This window comes from Streptomyces sp. NPDC033136 (genome assembly GCF_055578235.1).
Map to the genome: position 1 here is coordinate 223187 of NZ_JBVIPD010000003.1, position 18749 is coordinate 241935.

At 70.1% G+C, this 18749-nt stretch carries 16 protein-coding genes and 2 pseudogenes; 10 read left to right on the forward strand and 8 right to left on the reverse strand.

All coding sequences use genetic code 11. The annotated features are described in order from the left end of the window. Nucleotides 1–30 precede the first annotated feature (30 nt). Nucleotides 31–1572, forward strand: coding sequence for a family 43 glycosylhydrolase (locus tag ACZ5TL_RS06710; protein ID WP_468588290.1), 1542 nt, complete (start codon nucleotides 31–33; stop codon nucleotides 1570–1572). A 22-nt stretch (nucleotides 1573–1594) separates the two neighbouring features. After that, on the forward strand, nucleotides 1595–3043 hold the full coding sequence (locus ACZ5TL_RS06715) for a family 43 glycosylhydrolase (RefSeq protein WP_468588291.1): 1449 nt from the start codon (nucleotides 1595–1597) through the stop codon (nucleotides 3041–3043). 99 nt (nucleotides 3044–3142) lie between these two features. On the opposite strand, the pseudogene ACZ5TL_RS06720 reads toward ACZ5TL_RS06715, so the two are convergent. Continuing rightward, nucleotides 3143–3346: pseudogene (locus tag ACZ5TL_RS06720) on the reverse strand (LuxR C-terminal-related transcriptional regulator); the annotation flags it as partial. Between the two features lie 175 nt (nucleotides 3347–3521). On the opposite strand from ACZ5TL_RS06720, the gene ACZ5TL_RS06725 reads away from it, so the two are divergent. Together ACZ5TL_RS06725 and ACZ5TL_RS06730 are read left to right on the forward strand one after the other, a co-directional pair. After that, nucleotides 3522–4244 carry a TetR family transcriptional regulator gene (locus ACZ5TL_RS06725; protein ID WP_468588292.1) on the forward strand — a complete coding sequence of 241 codons (723 nt, stop codon included), beginning with the start codon at nucleotides 3522–3524 and terminating at the stop codon, nucleotides 4242–4244. A 150-nt stretch (nucleotides 4245–4394) separates the two neighbouring features. Next, nucleotides 4395–4808, forward strand: coding sequence for a Zn-ribbon domain-containing OB-fold protein (locus ACZ5TL_RS06730; RefSeq protein WP_468588293.1), 414 nt, complete (start codon nucleotides 4395–4397; stop codon nucleotides 4806–4808). A 7-nt stretch (nucleotides 4809–4815) separates the two neighbouring features. Here the strand turns inward: ACZ5TL_RS06730 and ACZ5TL_RS06735 are convergent, their stop codons facing one another. The 3 genes from ACZ5TL_RS06735 to ACZ5TL_RS06745 all read right to left on the reverse strand — a co-directional run bounded on the left by ACZ5TL_RS06735 (nucleotide 4816) and on the right by ACZ5TL_RS06745 (nucleotide 7825). Then, the gene (locus ACZ5TL_RS06735) at nucleotides 4816–6153 is read right to left on the reverse strand and encodes a Gfo/Idh/MocA family protein (protein WP_468588294.1); all 1338 of its coding nucleotides are present in this window, start codon (nucleotides 6151–6153) and stop codon (nucleotides 4816–4818) included. Between the two features lie 82 nt (nucleotides 6154–6235). Beyond that, nucleotides 6236–6616, reverse strand: a complete 381-nt coding sequence (locus ACZ5TL_RS06740; protein ID WP_468588295.1) for a PPOX class F420-dependent oxidoreductase — start codon at nucleotides 6614–6616, stop codon at nucleotides 6236–6238. Nucleotides 6617–6646: 30 nt separating this feature from the next. Then, the gene (locus tag ACZ5TL_RS06745; protein WP_468588296.1) at nucleotides 6647–7825 is read right to left on the reverse strand and encodes a MalY/PatB family protein; all 1179 of its coding nucleotides are present in this window, start codon (nucleotides 7823–7825) and stop codon (nucleotides 6647–6649) included. Between the two features lie 24 nt (nucleotides 7826–7849). Here ACZ5TL_RS06745 and ACZ5TL_RS06750 point away from each other — a divergent pair. Both ACZ5TL_RS06750 and ACZ5TL_RS06755 read left to right on the forward strand, forming a co-directional pair. Beyond that, nucleotides 7850–8838 (forward strand): annotated as a pseudogene (locus ACZ5TL_RS06750) (hypothetical protein). 207 nt (nucleotides 8839–9045) lie between these two features. Then, on the forward strand, nucleotides 9046–10395 hold the full coding sequence (locus ACZ5TL_RS06755; protein WP_468588297.1) for a S1 family peptidase: 1350 nt from the start codon (nucleotides 9046–9048) through the stop codon (nucleotides 10393–10395). A 345-nt stretch (nucleotides 10396–10740) separates the two neighbouring features. On the opposite strand, the gene ACZ5TL_RS06760 is transcribed toward ACZ5TL_RS06755, so the two are convergent. Then, a complete protein-coding gene (locus ACZ5TL_RS06760; RefSeq protein WP_104788133.1) occupies nucleotides 10741–10926 on the reverse strand; it encodes a hypothetical protein in 186 nt (61 codons plus the stop codon). Between the two features lie 151 nt (nucleotides 10927–11077). Further along, nucleotides 11078–12238 carry an ROK family protein gene (locus ACZ5TL_RS06765; RefSeq protein WP_468588298.1) on the reverse strand — a complete coding sequence of 387 codons (1161 nt, stop codon included), beginning with the start codon at nucleotides 12236–12238 and terminating at the stop codon, nucleotides 11078–11080. A 172-nt stretch (nucleotides 12239–12410) separates the two neighbouring features. Between ACZ5TL_RS06765 and ACZ5TL_RS06770 the strand changes: the two genes are divergently transcribed. From ACZ5TL_RS06770 to ACZ5TL_RS06785, 4 genes are read left to right on the forward strand one after another with little or no spacing between them, the layout of a single operon-like run. Further along, on the forward strand, nucleotides 12411–13376 hold the full coding sequence (locus tag ACZ5TL_RS06770; RefSeq protein ID WP_468588299.1) for a carbohydrate ABC transporter permease: 966 nt from the start codon (nucleotides 12411–12413) through the stop codon (nucleotides 13374–13376). Nucleotides 13377–13393: 17 nt separating this feature from the next. Beyond that, entirely contained in the window at nucleotides 13394–14314 is a 921-nt protein-coding gene (locus ACZ5TL_RS06775; protein ID WP_468588300.1) for a carbohydrate ABC transporter permease, read from the forward strand. A 10-nt stretch (nucleotides 14315–14324) separates the two neighbouring features. Continuing rightward, nucleotides 14325–15668, forward strand: a complete 1344-nt coding sequence (locus ACZ5TL_RS06780) for an ABC transporter substrate-binding protein (RefSeq protein ID WP_468588301.1) — start codon at nucleotides 14325–14327, stop codon at nucleotides 15666–15668. Nucleotides 15669–15696: 28 nt separating this feature from the next. Then, complete coding sequence (locus ACZ5TL_RS06785) at nucleotides 15697–16896, forward strand: Gfo/Idh/MocA family protein (protein WP_468588302.1); 1200 nt, start codon at nucleotides 15697–15699, stop codon at nucleotides 16894–16896. Between the two features lie 28 nt (nucleotides 16897–16924). Here ACZ5TL_RS06785 and ACZ5TL_RS06790 read toward each other — a convergent pair whose 3' ends face one another. Both ACZ5TL_RS06790 and ACZ5TL_RS06795 read right to left on the reverse strand, forming a co-directional pair. Then, nucleotides 16925–17620, reverse strand: coding sequence for a L,D-transpeptidase family protein (locus tag ACZ5TL_RS06790; RefSeq protein WP_468588303.1), 696 nt, complete (start codon nucleotides 17618–17620; stop codon nucleotides 16925–16927). 208 nt (nucleotides 17621–17828) lie between these two features. Then, entirely contained in the window at nucleotides 17829–18743 is a 915-nt protein-coding gene (locus ACZ5TL_RS06795) for an SDR family oxidoreductase (RefSeq protein WP_468588304.1), read from the reverse strand. Nucleotides 18744–18749 lie beyond the last annotated feature (6 nt).

Below are 18749 nucleotides of genomic sequence, written 5' to 3' on the forward strand. Positions count from 1 at the left end.
AATGAGCCGCTCTCCCGGAAGGGACTTGTCGTGTTTCCCACCCGCGCCCGTCGCTGGTCCACGCCCCGCCGCAGTCTGACGTCGGCGGCAGCCCTGCTGGCCCTCTTTGCCTCGCTCCTGTCCGTGCAGACCGTCCACACCGCGCAGTCCGCCGTCGCGGCCGACGGCAAGCCGTTCACCAACCCGATCAAGTCCCAGAAGGGCGCCGACCCCTGGCTGGAGTACTACGACGGCAACTACTACCTGGTCACGACCACCTTCACCAACAAGTTGCTCATCCGGAAGTCCCCCACCCTCGGGGGCCTGAGCACCGCACCCAGCGTGGAGGTCTGGTCGGACACCACCGCCGGGCGCAACGCCAACATCTGGGCGCCCGAGATCCACTTCCTCGACGGCAAGTGGTACCTGTACTACTCGGCCGCGCAGTCCGGCGCCGCCTGCTGTGACACCCAGCGCACGCACGTGCTGGAAAGCTCCGGCACCGACCCGATGGGCACGTACACCTACAAGAACATCCTCACCGACGCCAGCCTCACCCCCGGCCCGACCGCCGCGCAGGGCTGGCTGATCGACGCCACCGTCCTCAAGCACGACGACAAGCTCTACCTGGTGGGCAGTGGCAAGATCAACGGCAGTACGCAGAGCCTGGTCATCGCCCCTATGAGCAACCCGTACACGCTCAGCGGCCCCTTCACGATCATCTCCAGCCCCACGCTGAGCTGGGAGACCCAGGGCAGCCCCGTCAACGAGGGCCCCGAGCCGCTGTACCGCAACGGCCGCACCTTCCTGTCCTACTCCGCCAGCAGCTGCCAGACCGCCGACTACAAGCTGGGCCAGCTGGAACTCACCGGCAGCGACCCGCTGAGCCCGGCCTCCTGGACGAAGAAGCAGACACCGGTCTTCCAGCGCAACGACGCGGCGAGCGTCTACGGCCCCGGCCACAACGGCTTCTTCACGTCCCCCGACGGCACCGAGAACTGGATCGTCTACCACGCCAACAGCGCGGCCAACGGCGGCTGCGGCAACGCCCGGACGACCCGCGCGCAGAAGTTCACGTGGAACGCGGACGGTACGCCCAACCTCGGCACCCCGGTCGCCACGGGGACGACGCTGGCCGGCCCGTCCGGTGAGACCGCGACGACCCCGACCGCGTACAGCATCGTCAACCGCAACAGCGGCAAGTGCCTCGACGTCAACGGCGGCAACACCGCCGACGGCACCAACATCTTCCAGTGGAGCTGCAACGGCGGTGCCAACCAGAAGTGGCGGATCGAGGACATGGCCGACGACACCAGCCGTCTCGTCAACGTCGCCACCGGCAAGGTCGCCGACCTCGCCGGGTGCGGCTCCGCCGACGGCACCGACATCCGCCAGTGGTCCTGGCTGAACAACAACTGCCAGAAGTTCCGCATGGTCTACCTCGGCGGCGACTACGTCCGTATCGTCAACGCCTCCACCAGCAAGGTCATGGACGTCGCCGACTGCGGCACGGCCAACGGCGCCGACGTCCGCCAGTGGTCCTGGCTGAACAACAACTGCCAGCAGTGGCGCCTCGTCCCCACCACCGCCTGATCCCGAAGGGCCTTAACAGAACATGAGACACCTCGCCAGACGGGTCCTGGTGGCAGCGGCGGCAGCGTTCGCCGTGCTCACCACGGTGACCACCCCCGCCCAGGCCGCCGCCCCCGCGTCCCCGGCCGTCACCTTCACCAACCCGATAGCCGAGCAGCGGGCCGACCCGCACATCTTCAAGCACACCGACGGCTACTACTATTTCACCGCCACGGTCCCCGCGTACGACAAGATCGTGATGCGCCGGGCCACCACCCTCCAGGGCCTGGCCACGGCCACGGAGACCACCATCTGGACCAAGCACGCCAGCGGTGACATGGGCGCACACATCTGGGCGCCGGAGATCCACTTCATCGACGGCAAGTGGTACGTCTACTTCGCGGCCGGCGCCTCGAACGACATCTGGAAGATCCGCCCGTACGTCCTGGAGTCCAGCTCGGCCAACCCGCTGACCGGCACCTGGACCGAGAAGGGCCGGATCGCCCTGCCGCTCGACACGTTCTCGCTGGACGCCACGACCTTCACCCACAACGGCACCCGCTACCTCAGCTGGGCGCAGAACGACCCGGCGGTCGGCACCGGCACCAACCTGTACCTGGCGAAGATGTCCAACCCCTGGACCATCAGCGGCAGCCCGGTGATGATCTCCAAGCCCGAGTACTCCTGGGAGACCGTCGGCCACCGCGTCAACGAGGGCCCGGCCGTCATCCAGAAGAACGGCAAGGTGTTCATGGCCTACTCGGCCAGCGCCACCGACGCCAACTACTGCCTCGGTCTGCTGACCGCCTCCGCCACCGCCGACCTGATGAACCCGGCGTCCTGGGCGAAGACCTCCACCCCGGTCTTCAAGAGCAACGCCGCCACCGGCCAGTACGGCCCCGGCCACAACACCTTCACGGTCTCCGAGGACGGCAAGTCGGACGTCCTCGTCTACCACGACCGCAACTACAAGGACATCAGCGGCGACCCGCTCAACGACCCCAACCGCCGCACCCGCTACCAGAAGCTGTACTGGAACGCCGACGGCACTCCCAACTTCGGCATCCCGGTGGCCGACGGCGTGACCCCGGTCCGTCTCTCCTCGTACAACTTCCCGGACAAGTTCCTCCGCCACTGGGAGTACCGCGCGAGGCTGGAGGCCGACGTCACCAACCTCGCCGACTCGCAGTTCCGGATCGTCACCGGCCTCACCGGCAACGGCACCGTCTCGCTGGAGTCGGCGAACTTCCCCGGCTACTACCTCCGCCACAAGAACAACGAGATGTGGGTGGAGAAGGACGACGGCACGGCCCTGTTCGACGCCGACGCCTCGTTCTACCAGCGGGCGGGTCTCGCCGATACCGCGGCCGGCGTCTCGTACGAGTCGTACAACTTCCCCGGCCGCTACATCCGGCACTTCAATAACCTGTTCTACAGCCAGCCGATCAGCACGACCCTCGACCGGCAGGACGCGACCTTCTACAAGGAGTGAAGGCGTAGACGCGACCTTCTCCCAGGAGTAAGGGAGCAGGGGTCCACGTAGACCGAGCGGCGCCAGTGCACCGTGCCCTCGCAGGGCGCGGTGCACTGCTCATTCCGGCGGCACGCCCTGGACCAGACCCGACTGGTACGCCATCACCACCAGCTGGGCCATGTCCCGGGCACCGGGTTTGGTCATCGCGCGGTGGATGTGGGTGCGCACGGTCAGGGGGCTGACATAGAGCTTCTCCGCGATCTCGTCGCCGGAGTGCCCCTCGGCGGCCAGGGACATCACCTCGCGTTCCCGAGTGACCAAGATCCAGAGGTGACCGAGATCCAGAGGTGACCGAGGATCTCCCCGAGACGATCACGCTCCTGACCGGCACGAGCACGTCAACTCAGGGCCACACCAGCCCCGTGACCTGCGAAAACAGGAAGAAAACTTCTCACTGAGGGCCATAAGGGTCTCTCCGGGTGCTACGTTCCGACCCATGAGCTCCGAGAAAGCCGACGTGAGGAACGGGAAGCCGCCCATGCGGGAGGCCCTGGTGGCGGCGGCCTTCCAGTTGTTCCTCGAGCGGGGGTACGAGCAGACCACCGTCGACGACATCGTGGCGCTCGCCGGCGTCGGACGGCGCTCGTTCTTCCGCTACTTCCCGTCCAAGGAGGACGTGGTCTTCCCGGACCACGAGCGCTGCCTGGCCGACATGACGGCCTTCCTCACGGACGGCGCCGACGACGGCGAACCCGTGCGGCGGGTGTGCGACGCGGCCCGGCTCGTGATGCGGATGTACGCCGAGAACCCGACATTCTCCGTGCAGCGCTACCGCCTCACCAAGCAGGTGCCGGGGTTGCGCGCCTACGAGCTGTCGGTGGTGTGGCGCTACGAGCGCGCCCTCGCCGAGTACCTGCGCCGGCGCTTCGCCGCCCGCCGGGACGGGGCCCTGCAGGCCGATGTGATCGCGGCGGCGGTGGTCGCGGCACACAACAACGCGCTGCGCTCCTGGCTGCGTTCGGACGGGCAGGGCGAGGCGGACGCCGCGATGGACCACGCGCTGGCGTATGTGCGGTCCGCGTTCGGCGGCGCGCCGGTGCCCCCGCGCGGCGACGGGCCCGGCGAGGGACCCGACGACGTGGTCGTCGTCGCGTCGCGGCGCGGAACACCTCTGTGGCGGGTGGTGCAGGAGATCGAGACGACGCTGGGGCGGGCCTGAGGGCCCGCACAATGAGGGTACGGAGTGCCTTTACGAGTGGCACTGAGTGCCATACTCTGTGCTGCGTGCACGGTGGCACGGCGAACCGGGCACAGGTGTGCGCGGGCGACCCCGCACACGATTCCGGGCGAGTGCAGGGAGTTGACCAGCGTGTATCACCACTCAGGAAGCGTCGCTCAGCAGGCAGCCGTCTCCGCCACGGCCCTCCTCGACTCGAGGAGCCGGGACATGGACGCCATCCTCTTCCAGCGCTGCACCTGGTGCGGCACCGCCATGTACCACCGGCTGCTCTGTCCCGTCTGCCGGGGCAGCGAGCTGCGCACGGAGCGCGCCGAGGGCACGGGCACGGTCCGCCACTCCACGGTGGTGCACCGCAACACGCCCGCGGCGCGCAATGTGTCCCTGGTCGAGATGTCCGAGGGGTTCGTCGTGCGCGGCCGGGTGATGGGCCCGCCGATCGGGATCCACAGCGGGGACCGGGTACGGCTGTCCACCGCCAAGGACCCGGTCCGGGGCGAGCCGGTCTTCCAGCTGATGGACGAGCCGTACCGGGCCTGGAGCTGACGACTCCTCAGCCCTGGATCAGCTCGCCGGTGCGCACGGGCCGCCCGGTCTCGAAGCTCCGGTTGGCCGCCAGTCCGACCGCCAGAGCGAGCGCCCCGTCCTGTTCGGTGGCCGTCGGGTGGATCGCGGCCGCGGTGTCCGTCCGCGGGGCGGCGCCTGCGGGGCCGAACAGCGCGTCGAGCATGCGCGGGTCGCCGCCGCCGTGGGCCTCCTGGGCGACCGCGAGCGGCACGTCCCTCGGTGGCTGCCACAACGCGCGCAGGGTGAGGCGGGCGCCGCCCGCGTGCCCGGCCGCCGTACCCCCGTGCACCGCACCGGCCGACTGGGCGCCCCGGGCCGGGACCGGCTGCCAGCGGCTCTCCTCCACCTCCAGCTCCAGCCGGCCCCCGCTGCCGTTGAACATCACCCGGTAACCCTCCCACGGGGAGTAGGCGGTCAGGTGGTACGTCATGGTCGCGCCGCGCGCGTAGCGCACGAGGACGGACATGTCGTCCTCGATGGTGACCGGCCCGTCGAAGACATTGCGGTCGCGCTGGTAGCCGTCGTCCCGTTCGGCGTCGAGGTAGAGGGCGCGCAGGGTGTCGTCGGCCGCGAGGTCCAGGGCGAAGGGGTCGTCGGCGGCCCGACCGGAGCCGTGGGCGCGGTCGTAGTCCCGGCGCAGCCCGTGCCGCTCCCCCGCCTCGCGGCCGTAGAAGCCGAGCCGTCCGTAGCCGAAGGCCTCCCGGGGTTCGTCGGCGAGCCACCAGTTGACCAGATCGAAGTGGTGCGAGGACTTGTGCACCATCAGGCCGCCGCTGTTGCGCTTCTCGCGGTGCCAGCGGCGGAAGTAGTCGGCGCCGTGCCGTACGTCGAGCAGCCACTCGAAATGGACCGACAGCACCTCGCCGACGGCGCCCCCGGCGAGCAGGGCCCGGACCTTCTCGTGCACGGGGTTGAAGCGGTAGTTGAAGGCGACGGTGAGGGAGTTGCCGGTCTCGCGGACGGTGTCGAGGATGCGGGCGCAGCGCTCGGCGTCGACGGTCATCGGTTTCTCGGTGACGACCCGGCAGCCCGCCTTGAGCGCGGGGACGATGTAGCGGTCGTGCTCGGCGTCGACGGTGGTGACGACGACCTCGTCGATGCCCTCCTCGGCGAGCAGGCCGGTGAAGCGGTCGGGCTCCCAGGTGGTGCCGGCGGGCTCGCCGGCCTCGGCCAGCAGCCGGTTGTGGAAGGCCATCCGGGTCGGACTGGGATCGCACAGCGCGGCCACGCGGTGGCCGGGGCGGACGGCGAGGCCGCGGGTGAACAACCGGGCCCGGTGGCCGGTGCCGACGACGGCTGCGCGCAGGACGGGAGTTCGGCTCATGGCAGGTGGCCTTTCCCGGGAAGGGGACACCCACTCCCCTCGGGGGCGAAAGCGCTTGCTGAAGTGCTCGCCCGGGGGTCGCTCAGAGGGTCACGCGGATGCCCACGGTGCCGTCCACGCCCCGGCGGAGCCGGCTGCCGAGCAGCGTGAGCCGGCCCGCCAGGCCGTACTTGCGGGCGATCAGCTTCCGGTAGCGGGCCGTGGTGGCCGGGTCGCAGATCTCCGCGGCCGCGGGCACCTGGTCGCCCGTGGGGTTGCCGCGCAGGTCGCAGGGGCCGACCAGGACGTCGGCGCGGTTGCGGATCCGTTTCACCTTCCAGGACCCGGCGGCCGTCCAGACGCCGAGCGCGTCACCGTCGCGCACCACCCAGACCGGGGTGGCGACCGGCGTACCGTTCCTGCGGTAACTGGTGATCAGCAGGTACTTGCCCGCGCCCAGTTCGTCCAGCGCTCTGTCGTCCATGGCGGGCAGTGTACGAGCGCGTCCCCGGCTTCAGTCCAGCGCCACGGCCATGCTCCGCACCGCCTCCGTGAGCACCTCGGGCGAGGCCGCCAGGTTGAGGCGTGCGTGCCCGGCCCCGCCGGCGCCGAAGGGCAGACCGGAGTTGAGGGCGACGCGGCCGCGGCGCAGGAAGACCTCCGCCGGGTCGTCACCGAGGCCGAGGGCGCGGCAGTCGAGCCAGGCCAGGTAGGTCGCGTCGCCCGGGCGGTAGCCGACGGCGGGCAGATGCTCGGCCAGCAGGTCCGCGAACAGCCGCCGGTTGGTGTCGAGCCCGGACAGCAGGGCGTCCAGCCAGGCGGTACCGTCGCGCAGGGCGGCGGTGTGGGCGATGATGCCGACGTGGCTGGGTCCGTGCCCGACCTCCTCGGGCATCCGGGCCAGGTCGGCGGCCGAACCGGGCCCGGCGATCGCCAGGGCGGCCTTGAGACCCGCCAGGTTCCATGCCTTGGAAGCCGACATCAGCGACAGACCGCGCTCGGCGCCCGGCACACTCAGGTACGGCACGAACCGCGCGGCTCCGAGGGCGAGAGGCGCGTGGATCTCGTCCGCGACGACGCGCACGCCGTACCGCTCGGCGAGCGCGGCGACGACCGACAGTTCCTCGGCCGTGTGCACGGTTCCGGTCGGGTTGTGGGGGCTGCACAGCAGGTAGGCGGCCCGCCGCCGGTCCGCGACGACCTGCGAGAAGGTCTTCCGCAGGACGTCGAGGTCGATGCGGCCGTCCGCCCCGAGCGGCGCCTGGACCACCCGTCGGTCCATGTGCTCCACGAACTGGTAGAACGGCGGGTACACCGGTGGGTTCACCACCACCGTGTCCCCGTAACCGGTGACCAGCTTGAGCATCTCGACGACACCCAGCATGACGTCGGGCACGAGCGAGGTCCGCTGCACCGCGAGCCCGTCCCAGTTCCAGCGCTTGGCGGCGAAGGCGGCCAGCGCCTCGGCGTAGGCCGTACCGGCGGGGTAGCCGGTGTCACCGAGCTCCAGCGCGCCGGTGACGGCACGCACGACGGGCTCGGCGAGCGGCACGTCCATCTCGGCCACCCACATGGGCAGCACGTCCTCGTCGTAGGCGCGCCACTTCATGCTCGTCCGGCGCCTGAGGCGGTCGAGCGTGAGGACTTCCAGGGGATTCGGTTCACCGGACGTCTCGTGCGGGATCCTGGTCATGGGCACACGATAGGGGGATACGCGGTGAGCGGGATTCTTGGGGACGGGGGGCGGGGCGGGGCGGCGAGCCCCTTCCTGGAGATCGCCTGCGACGAGTCCGGATCTGACGGCGAGAATCTCACCGGCGGGAACACGGACGTGTTCGCGCACGGCAGCGTGTCGCTGTCCGAGGCGGCGGCCGCGGCGGCGGTGCGGGAGATCCGGGACCGCATCCGGTCACCGGCCGAGGAGTACAAGGCGAACCACCTGCTGCGGGAGAAGCACCGCGCGGTCCTGGAGTGGCTGCTCGTCCCGGAGGGACCGGTCCACGGGCAGGCACGGGTGCACCTCATGGAGAAGACGTACTTCGTGGTCGAGCGGGCCGTCGGCCTGTTGCTGGACGACCCGGCCGAGGCCGTGCCCCTGTTCCGCGCGGGCCGCCGGACCTTCGGGGAGGACGGCTGGCGGGCGTTCCTGGAGGCGGCCAACCGGCTGCTGCGGGTCCGTCACGACGGGGACCCGGTGGACGCCTTCTACGGCACGGTCCACGCCCTGCGTCGCGCCCACCCGGCGACGGAGGCGGCGGACATCCTGGAGCGGCTCGCCGCGACCCGGTCCCGCGCGGTGTCCTACCGGGCGGAGTTCCTCGCCGGGCCGCCCCTGGTACCGGTGCTGAACCCGCTGCTCCCGGCGATCGTGCGGACCGCCGCGCTCTGGAGCGCGGACGGGCGGCCGGTCCGTCTCGTGCACGACCGGCAGAACATGCTGACGCCGGACCGCATCGCGTGGATCGAGGAGGCGGCCCGGCGGGCCGGGGCCGCTCTGGCGGGGTGCGGCTCGTCGTCGCCCGCGAGGACGCGCGGGTGCAGGTGGCGGATTTCCTCGCCGGGATCGCCCGCAAGATCGCCTCCGACGAGCTGAACGGACACGGGGACCCGGCGCTCACCGTCCTGCTGCGGCCCTACGTCGATCCGGACTCGGTGTGGGGCGACGCACGCAGCCGCGCCCTGCTCGCCGCCCCGGTCGCCGGCTGACGGCTGACGGCTGACGGCTGACGGCTGACGGCTGACGGCTGACGGCTGACGGCTGACGGCTGACGGCTGACGGCTGACGGCTGACGGCTGAGAAGATCACGCGTGGGGTGAACGCGGCACGGCTGCGCCCCGTATGGATGAGGGGCGCTCAACTCAAGGAGGGCCCCGCGGTGTTCACACCGCGATGTTCGGGTTCGGGAGCCATGCATGAGGCACGCACGACGACGGGTCGTCCGGCGAGTGACACGGCTCGCGGCCGTCGGCGGACTCCTCCTCGGAGGAGCGATGGTCACGAGCGCCGTGGCGAGCGAGCCCCCCGGTCCGGCCATCGGTGTACCGTTCACCGCTCCGCCGGCCACCGGCGAGGGCACCGACATGGAGTCCCGGCTCGGGGCCTCCCGTACGGCGGGCAGCTGGGTCGACTCGGCCGGGCGGCCGGTGGTCGCGGTCACCGACGAGAAGGCGGCCGCCGAGGTGAAGCGCGCCGGGGCGCGGGCGAAAATGGTCCGCCACAGCATGAGCGACCTCAAGTCCGCGACCGCCATGCTGCGTTCGGCGCCCAGGGTCTCCGGAACCTCCTGGGCCCTGGACTACAAGAGCAACCAGGTGGTGGTACGGGGCGACAGCACCGTCTCCGCCTCGGACTGGTCCCGGCTGACCGATGTCGCGGAGGACATCGGCGGCCTTGTGCGCATGGAGCGCACCGAGGGCACCTTCACGACGCGCATCAACGGCGCCCAGCCGATCCTGTCGACCGCCGGGCGCTGTTCGGCGGGGTTCAACGTAACCGACGGCAAGAGCGACTACATCCTCACGGCCGGGCACTGCGGGCCCGACGGTTCCGTCTGGTTCGCCGACGACCGGGGCCGCGATCAGGTCGGCACCTCGCTCCGGGGGAGCTTCCCGGGCGACGACTACTCCCTGGTGAAGTACGACAAGGGCCGCGCGGGCGAGGGCGCGGACGTCGTGGTGGTCGGTGACGGCAAGGGCGTGCGGATCACGGGCGTGGCCGACGCGGAGGTCGGGCAGAAGATCTTCCGCAGCGGCAGCACGAGCGGGCTGCGCGAGGGGGAGGTGACCGCGCTCAACGCCACGGTCAACTACCCGGAGGGCACGGTCACCGGGCTCATCGAGACCAATGTGTGCGCCGAACCCGGCGACAGCGGCGGGCCGATGTTCGCCGACGGCATCGCGCTCGGCCTGACGTCGGGCGGCAGCGGGGACTGCGCGGCGGGCGGTACGACGTTCTTCCAGCCGGTGACGAAGGCGCTGACCGAGCTGGGCGTCAAGCTGATCGTCGCCAAGCAGGCCGGTGGCGGTACGGGCGCATCCGCCGCGCCCTCGGCCTCACCGGGCGCCGCTTCCCCCGGCTCGTCGGCCGCGGTCACGGGCGAGGACGTGTCGACGCTGCTGACCCGCCTCACCGACCCGCGCAACGTCGGCCCCGGGCTGCTCGTCATCGCGGGCAGCCTCCTCGCCCTGGTGGCGACCCGGTGGATCCGGGCGGAGCAGGACCGCAAGGCGTATCGGCAGCATTACTCGGCCACTTGGGGGTGAGACCCGGGGGCCCGGCGTCACCGGGTCTCGCGAGGCGAGGACGACGGCGAGCAACTGCCGCCGGGCGGCACGCGGACACGGCACGAGACCGGAGGCCGCCCCGGCCCCGGCGAGGACGGGCTGTTCGCAGCGGACCGGCGGCAGCCTGAGCCGGCGGGACAGCAGGCCGCCGGCGACGGGGGCACCATCCTGCTCGAGCGAAGTCGATCGCTCCGGGGCGACGATGCCGTGGACGACGGCCGAGGACAGTGCGAGAAGGGCACCCCTCGGATCAGGGGTGCCCCGGGAAGAGAAGCCGACGCGTCAGAGACGAGGGTCCGATGTGCCAGTGGGCCCGGGCGGCGCTCAGGCCGCCGGTGCCGACTGCGGGGCCGCGGCGGCCCACTCCAGGACGAGCCGCTGGTACTCCTCGCGCTGCTCGACACTCAGTGTCCCGCCCGACCGGCGCCACAGGGCCCGGATCTCCTCGTTGACCTCGTCAGCCGATCGCTCGGAAGAGGTTTCAACAGTGGTGGACATGCTGTGAAGCATACGTCGCCAGGCGTGAAGGCAATGTGAGTAATCACGAGCTAAACGGTCATCTCGGACAGTGTCACTGATCACGTCCATCTCCCGGTAAACGTGAGGCTGTTCACATCATCCGCCCGCGCGTGCCCTTTTCCGGCTCGGAGTTCATCCCGCTTCACGCCTCGGCCGATCCCAGCACCAGCACCTTGATGGCCAACACGGCGGCACCGCGCGCCCAGTCGTGGAAGTCGGACACCTTCGTCTCCAGGCCGACCGGGGCGGCCAGGGGATGCCGGTGGTCGCGGACGGTCTCCTCGACCGTCTTGCCGGCCACGTCCATCAGCCCGACCCCCTCCCCCGCGAGCAGGATCTTCTGCGGCATCACGAAATTGGAGATCTGGGCGACGAGCGTGCCCAGGGCGCGTGCCGCCTCGTCGACGACCCGGGCGGGCATCGGATCCCCGTCGGCGGCCAGCGCGAGGATCTCCTCGTAGGTCCGGTCGCGGCCGGTGGCGGCCCGGATCTGGTAACGGATGCTGGGGATGGTCAGCAGCGAGACGGCGCTGCCGCGCCGGCCGTCCGGGGTGAGCGGTCCATCGGAGGCGACGATCCAGTGCCGCCCGAAGCCCCTGTCCTCCTCCGCGAAGGGCACCCGCTTGCCGCCCAGGACGAGCCCGTAGCCGAGGCCGGCCCCGATGGTGAGCACTACGAAGCGGTCCAGGCCGCGTCCGGCGCCGAACCAGGTCTCGGCCTCGACCAGGGCGGCGACGTCGTTCTCGACGACCACCGGCAGCCCGGTGCGCTCCCGGACGAGGTCGGCCAGGGGGACGTCCCGCCACAGCAGGAAGGGCGACTCGCCGACCACGGCCTGGTCCTGGACGAAACCGCCGACCCCGATGCCGATGCCGGCGAGCCGGGGATGGCCGCCGGCCAGTTCGGCGGTCATCCCGGCGAGCACGTCGGCGACCTCGGCCGGCTCGTGAGTGGTGAGCGGACGTTCGTGACGGGCAACGATGTGACTGCGGAGCGTGGTGACGACGCCGTAGACGGCGTCCTCGGTGATCTTGAAGCCGAGGAAGAAGCCGGAGTCGGCGACGACGTCCAGGGGCTGCGAAGGGCGGCCCTGACGTGCTTCCGCCGGCCCGGCCGCCTCGGTCACCTCGACCAGCAGGCCCGCCTCGATCAGCGGCTTGGTCAGCCGGGTGACGCTGCCGGCCGACAGGCCGAGCCTGCGGGCCAGCTCGGTACGCGACAGCGGACCGTGGACGAGCACTTCGATCGCCACCGAGCGCTCCCCCGGGCTCAGCGGCAGCCAGCCGGCGGTGCCTTCCGTCATGTAGGTCCGACTCCCCTCACCCATTTCTTTCGCACTGAAAACAACGTGACCACTCTACGGCGGTGATGGTTTCTGGGAAAAGATGTTTGCCTGCCTCTTGACGCAGCAATTGTTTCGCACCAAAAGTAAGTCCCGCCAGAGGACGAGCCGCCGCATGCGAGGGAGTCTCCCGATGACCATCGCCTCCAGCAGTCCTCCGTCGCGTCTGCCCGCGGGCGGCGCAGCGGAGCCCCGCAGCAGGACCAGGACGCGACCGGGGGCGTCCGGCGAGGACCGGGGGGACGGGCGCCTGGCCGCGCTCTTCATCGCGCCGGCGCTGCTCGGCTTCGTGGTCTTCCTGCTCTGGCCGACGCTCCGCGGAATCTACCTGAGCTTCACCCGCTTCAACCTGCTGACGCCGGCTCAGTGGGTGGGCCTGGACAACTACGTCCGCATGGTCAACGACCCCATCTTCTGGAACTCGCTGACGGTCACCGTCGAGTACGTCGTCATCAACATCGGCGTCCAGACCGTCGCGGCACTCGCCATCGCCGTGCTGCTCCAGCGGCTGACGCAGTCGGCGATGCTGCGCGGCCTCGTACTCACGCCGTACCTGATGTCGAACGTGGTCGCGGGTCTGGTCTGGCTGTGGATCCTCGACACCCAGCTCGGCATCGGCAACGAGATCATCAGCGCCCTCGGCGCCGACCGCATCCCGTTCCTCGCCGACGAGACCTGGGCGATCCCGACGATCGCGCTCATCAACGTCTGGCGCCACGTCGGATACACCGCCCTGCTGCTGTTCGCCGGTCTGCAGGCGATCCCGAACGACATGTACGAGGCGGCCCGGGTCGACGGCGCGAGCGAGTGGCGGATGTTCTGGCGGATCACCATGCCGCTGCTGCGGCCGGTGCTCGCGGTCGTGCTGATCATGACGGTGATCGGGTCGTTCCAGGTGTTCGACACCGTGGCCGTGACCACCGCGGGCGGCCCGGCGAACGCCACCAACGTCCTCCAGTACTACATCTACGGAGCTGCCTTCGGCCGCTTCCAGTTCGGCTACGCCTCGGCCATGTCCGTGGCCCTGCTGCTCGTGCTGAGCGCGATCACCATCCTCCAGTACCGGCTCACCCGGGCCGGCCGGACCGACCTCGGCTGACGGAAGGGAGACACGCCATGGCTGTGACGACCACGACGCCGACGACCGTGCGACCGGTGCGGCGCGGGTTCCCCTTCGGGCGGGCCGCCGCCTGGACCGTGATGGGCCTGATCATGCTCGTCACCCTGCTGCCGTTCTACTGGATCCTGCGCACCGCGCTCTCCACCAACGCGGGGCTCAACGCCGACCCGACCAACCCTCTGCCCGTGGACCTCACCGCGAGCGGCTTCGCACGCGCCCTGGGCCTGCAGTCCGCCGAGGAGGCCATCGCGCAGGGCGGCGCGGGCGGCGGGCTCGACTTCTGGCGTTATCTGCTCAACTCGGTGCTGGTCTCGACCCTGATCACCGGCTGTCAGCTCTTCTTCTCCGCGATGGCCGCGTACGCCTTCGCGCGGTTGCGCTGGCGCGGCCGGGACGCGGTGTTCGGGCTGTTCCTGGCCGGGATGATGGTGCCGGCCATCTTCACGCTGCTGCCGAACTTCGTGCTCATCAAGCAACTGCACCTGGTGGACACGCTCCTGGGCATCGCGCTGCCCACCATGTTCATGACCCCGTTCGCGGTGTTCTTCCTGCGCCAGTTCTTCATGAACATCCCCCAGGAGGTCGAGGAGGCCGCGCTGCTCGACGGCGCCGGGAAGATCAAGATCTTCTTCCGGGTGGTGCTGCCGATGGCGTCCACGCCGATCGTCACGCTCGGCGTGCTGACGTACATCACCTCCTGGAACGACTACTTCTGGCCGCTGATGGTCTCCTACAGCGACAGCTCCCGCGTGCTGACCGTGGCACTGGCGGTCTTCCGGGCGCAGACCCCGCAGACCGGAGTCGACTGGTCCGGGCTCATGGCGGCGACGCTGATCGCCGCGCTGCCGATGCTGGTGCTGTTCGCCTGCTTCGCGCGCCGCATCGTCAGCTCCATCGGCTTCACCGGGATCAAGTAAGGGGACTAAGATGCGAATTCGTACGCTCGTCGCGGCGACCGGAGCGCTGGCGCTGTCCCTGGCCAGCGGGTGCGCGCAGCAAGGCGCCGCCGGGTCCGCCGCGAACACGGTCACGTACTGGCTGTGGGACGCCAACCAGCTGCCCGCCTACCAGGCCTGCGCCAAGGGGTTCGAGAAGGAGAACCCCGGACTGAAGGTCAAGATCACCCAGCTGGGCTGGAGCGACTACTGGACCAAGCTCACCGCCGGGTTCATCGCGGGCACCCAGCCGGACGTGTTCACCGACCACATCCAGAACTTCGGCCAGTTCGCCGACCTTGAGGTGCTCGAGCCGCTCGACGACCTCGGCATCGAGAACTCCGACTACCAGCCGGGCCTCGCCGCCAACTGGATCGGGAAGGACGGCCACCGCTACGGCGCCCCCAAGGACTGGGACACCGTCGCGCTCTTCTACGACGAGACGATGACGAAGGAGGCCGGTCTCACCGCCGAGCAACTCAACAGCCTCTCCTGGAACCCGGAGGACGGCGGCACCTTCGAGAAGGCGATCGCTCACCTCACGGTCGACAGGAACGGCAAGCGGGGCGACGAGCCGGGCTTCGACAAGAACAACGTCAAGGTGTACGGCCTGGCCAGCAACGGCGGCGGCTTCGGTGACGGCCAGACCCAGTGGAGCAACTTCGCCGCCTCCGCCGGGTGGAGCTACCTGGACAAGCCCCGCTGGGGCACGAAGTACCAGTACGACAGCAAGACCTTCCAGTCGGTCATCAAGTGGTACTTCGGTCTGGCGAAGAAGGGCTACATGCCGCCGCTGTCCGACTACAACGTCCAGTCCAACCAGGCGAACACCCAGGTCGCCGCGGGTAGGGCAGCCACCGCCTTCGACGGGGCCTGGATGATCTCCACGTACGCGGGCTTCAAGGGCCGGGACATCAAGACCGCCCTGACGCCGGTCGGCCCGACCGGCAAGCGCGCCACCATGATGAACGGCCTCGCCGACTCCGTCACCAAGGCCTCCGAGAACAAGGAAGGCGCCAAGAAGTGGGTGGCGTATCTGGCCTCGGACAAGTGCCAGAAGGTCGTCGGCGGCTACGGCGTCGTCTTCCCCGCGACGAAGGCCGGGACCGAGGCCTCCGTCGCCGCCTACCGGAAGAAGGGCATCGACGTCTCATCGTTCACCCGCCCCGTGGCCGACAAGAAGAACTTCCGGACCTTCTCGTACCCCATCGCCAGCTACTCGGCGGACATGACGGCGCTCATGTCGCCCGCGATGGAGGACATCTACGGCACCGGCAAGCCGGTCAGCAGCCTCGACGAGACCAACGAACAGATCAACCTGATCCTCTCGCAGTGATCCCCGACCAGTGAAGGGCACGCCTTACATGACGTTCTCCATCGGCATCGTCGGCGCCGGACAGTTCTCGGGCCAGTTCGCCACGCTGTTCCAGGCCCACCCCGGCGTCAGCGCCGTCTACGTCACCGACCTGCTGCCCGAGCGGGCCGGGCAACTCGCCGCCACCCAGAGGCTGGCGGGCACCTTCCCGTCGTACCAGGCCATGCTGGAATCGGAGGACGTCGACGCCGTCGCGATCTTCACGCAGCGCTGGACGCACGGGCCTTTGGTGCTCCAGGGCCTCAACGCCGGCAAGCACGTGTACTCCGCCGTCCCCATGGCGATCACCACGGAGGAGATCGCCGCGATCATCGACGCGGTCAAGGCCACCGGGCTGACGTACATGATGGGCGAGACCAGCGAGTACAACCCGGCGACGGTCCACGCCCGCAACCAGATCGCCGAGGGCGCCTTCGGGCGGCTGTTCTACGCCGAGGGCGACTACGTCCACGACATGGACCTGGGGTTCTACGAGGCCTACCAGTACAGCGGCGGCGAGAACTGGAAGGCGACCGCCAGCTATCCCCCGCTGCTGTACCCGACGCACGCGGTCGGCGGGGTGCTGGGCGCCTGGAAGACCCACGCGGTCAGCGTGTCGGCGATCGGGGTCGTCGACGACCGGGGCGACGGCGTCTTCGACAAGGACGTCAGCCAGTTCGGCAACGACGTCTCCAACGCCACCGCGCTGTTCGAGGTGGCGGGCGGCGGCTCGTTCCGTACGAACGAGTTCCGTCGGGTCGGCTACCCCTCGCACATACGGGAGTCGCGTTTCCGCTTCTTCGGCACCGAGGCGAGCATGGAGCAGCTCGCCACGGTCGCCCTGTGGCAGGACAAGATGGGGGTGAAGGACATCAGCGAACTGCTGGAGCCCAAGCCCACCATGGCGCCCGACGACCCGTCGCTGCAGCACATCGCGCCGGAGCTGCGGGCCGCCTTCACCTCCGGGTCGGCGCCCGTGCACGACCGTGCGCGGCTGCCCAGGGAGTTCGACCACCTCCACAACGGCCACGAGGGCAGTCACCACTTCCTGGTGGACGACTTCGTGACCGCCGTCAACGACCGCACGCTGCCGTCGGTGAACGCGTGGGTGGCCGCCCGCTACACCCTGCCGGGCATCGTCGCGCACGAGTCGGCGCGGCAGGGTGGCGTGCGGCTGGAGATCCCGGACTTCGGGGACGCGCCCGAGTAGGAGTCTCGCGCAGGCCGGGTGCCCGGGATCAGGTGCCCGGCTTGCGGCCGTACACGTAGACGTCGTCGTTTTTCTTCAACAGCGACCAGTACTTCTTGGCGTCGGTCTTGGTCATGTTGACGCAGCCGCGGGAGCCCGGCGGGTTCCACATGCTGACGCCGGCCTGGTGGAAGGCCTGGCCGCCGTCGAAGAACTGGGCGTAGGGCATCGGCACGTCGTATATGGACGAGACGTGGTCGATGTTGCGCCAGTAGATCTTCTTCAGGCCGGTGCGGGTCTCGTACCCGTCGCGGCCGGTGCGGACCGGGACGGGGCCGTAGACGAGCTTCTTGCCGTCCTGGATCCAGCTCAGCTGGAGCGTCAGGTTCACACAGGCGATCCGGCCCTTGTTCACCGGGCACTTGCCGTCCTTGTTGGGGTTCTTCCCGACGGCCTTCTGCTTCTGCATCAGGTCCATCACGCCCCAGGTGACGGGCCCGGCGTAGCCGATGTTCGGTGAGATGCCGTGCTTGGTCTGGAAGGCGCGGATGGCCTTGCAGTCGGCGGCGGACTGCTTGCCGTCGACCGGGCGGCCGAGGAACTTCTCCACCTTCTTCTGGTACGGGCCGGTCTGCGTGGTGCAGCTCGCGGCCGCGGCCGGCGTGGCGCCGAGCGCGAGCGTGAGCGGTGCCACCAGGCCGGTGATCCCGAGTGCGACGGCACCCCGTCTGCGTACGTCCCCCATGGCTGGTCAGCCCTTTCACGGAAGTGGGTCTGCGGTGTCTGCCAGCTAGACGGACATGAGGGGGTTCCGGTTGTGCGGTCGGCCGCGCTGGGACCGAACAGTGACATTCCCCACGGATCGGCCCGGCCGGTACGGAGCCGTGACCAGGAGAAAAGCGGGGAGGCGGGGTCACGGCCTGCCCCGGCCGGGCCATCGGTGACCGTCCGTGTCACCGGTAGCCGGTGGTGTCCGCCGGCTTGCCCGCGTCCTGAACCTCGACGAGGTAGCGCCAGGCGTCCGGACGGCTGCCGTCGAGGTCGGTGAAGCCGTACACCTGGGCGAGGCCGCCGCTGGAGAGGGACCGGCCGTTGAAACGGGCCACGTCCGGGTCGGCGGCGAGCGCGGTCACGGCCCGGCCCACATAGCGCGGGGTCTCCGAGATCGCGAAGTGGGGGACGCGTTCCAGGGCGTCGCGCCAGTTGTCCTCGCGTACCCCGAAGCCGTCCAGCATGAGTTCCGAGCGGAGCCAGCCGGGGGTGAGGGCGACGGCGGTGGCGCCGCGCGGGCCGAGTTCGTGGCCGAGGGCGAAGGCCATGCGCAGGACGGATGCCTTGGCGAGGTCGTAGAAGAAGTTCACGCGGTAGGTGTCGCGGTTGTAGTCGGCGGTGCCGTCGGTGACCTCGACGACCAGGCCGCCGGGGTTGCGCAGCAGCAGGGGCAGGGCGTGGTGGCTGGTGACGGCGTGCGTCTCGACGGCGAGCCGGAGCAGGCGCAGGCCGTTGTCGAGGTCGTGCTCCCAGAGCGGGGTGTCCCACTCGAAGAGCTTCTCGCCGCCCCAGATGTCGTTGACGAGGACGTCGAGGCGGCCCTGCTCGTCCGCGATGCGGTCGACGAGGGCGCGGACCTGCGCCGGGTCGAGGTGGTCGGTGGGTACGGCGACGCCCCGGCCGCCGGCCTCGGTGACCAGGTCGGCGGTGTCCTCGATGGTCTCCGGCCGGTCGTACTCCGAGCGGCGGGCCCGGGTGGTGCGGCCGGTGACGTAGACGGTGGCGCCGGCGGCGCCGAGTTCCACGGCGATCCCCCGCCCGGCGCCCCGGGTCGCCCCTGCGACCAGTGCGACCTTGCCCTGCGACGGAGCTGACATGTCCGG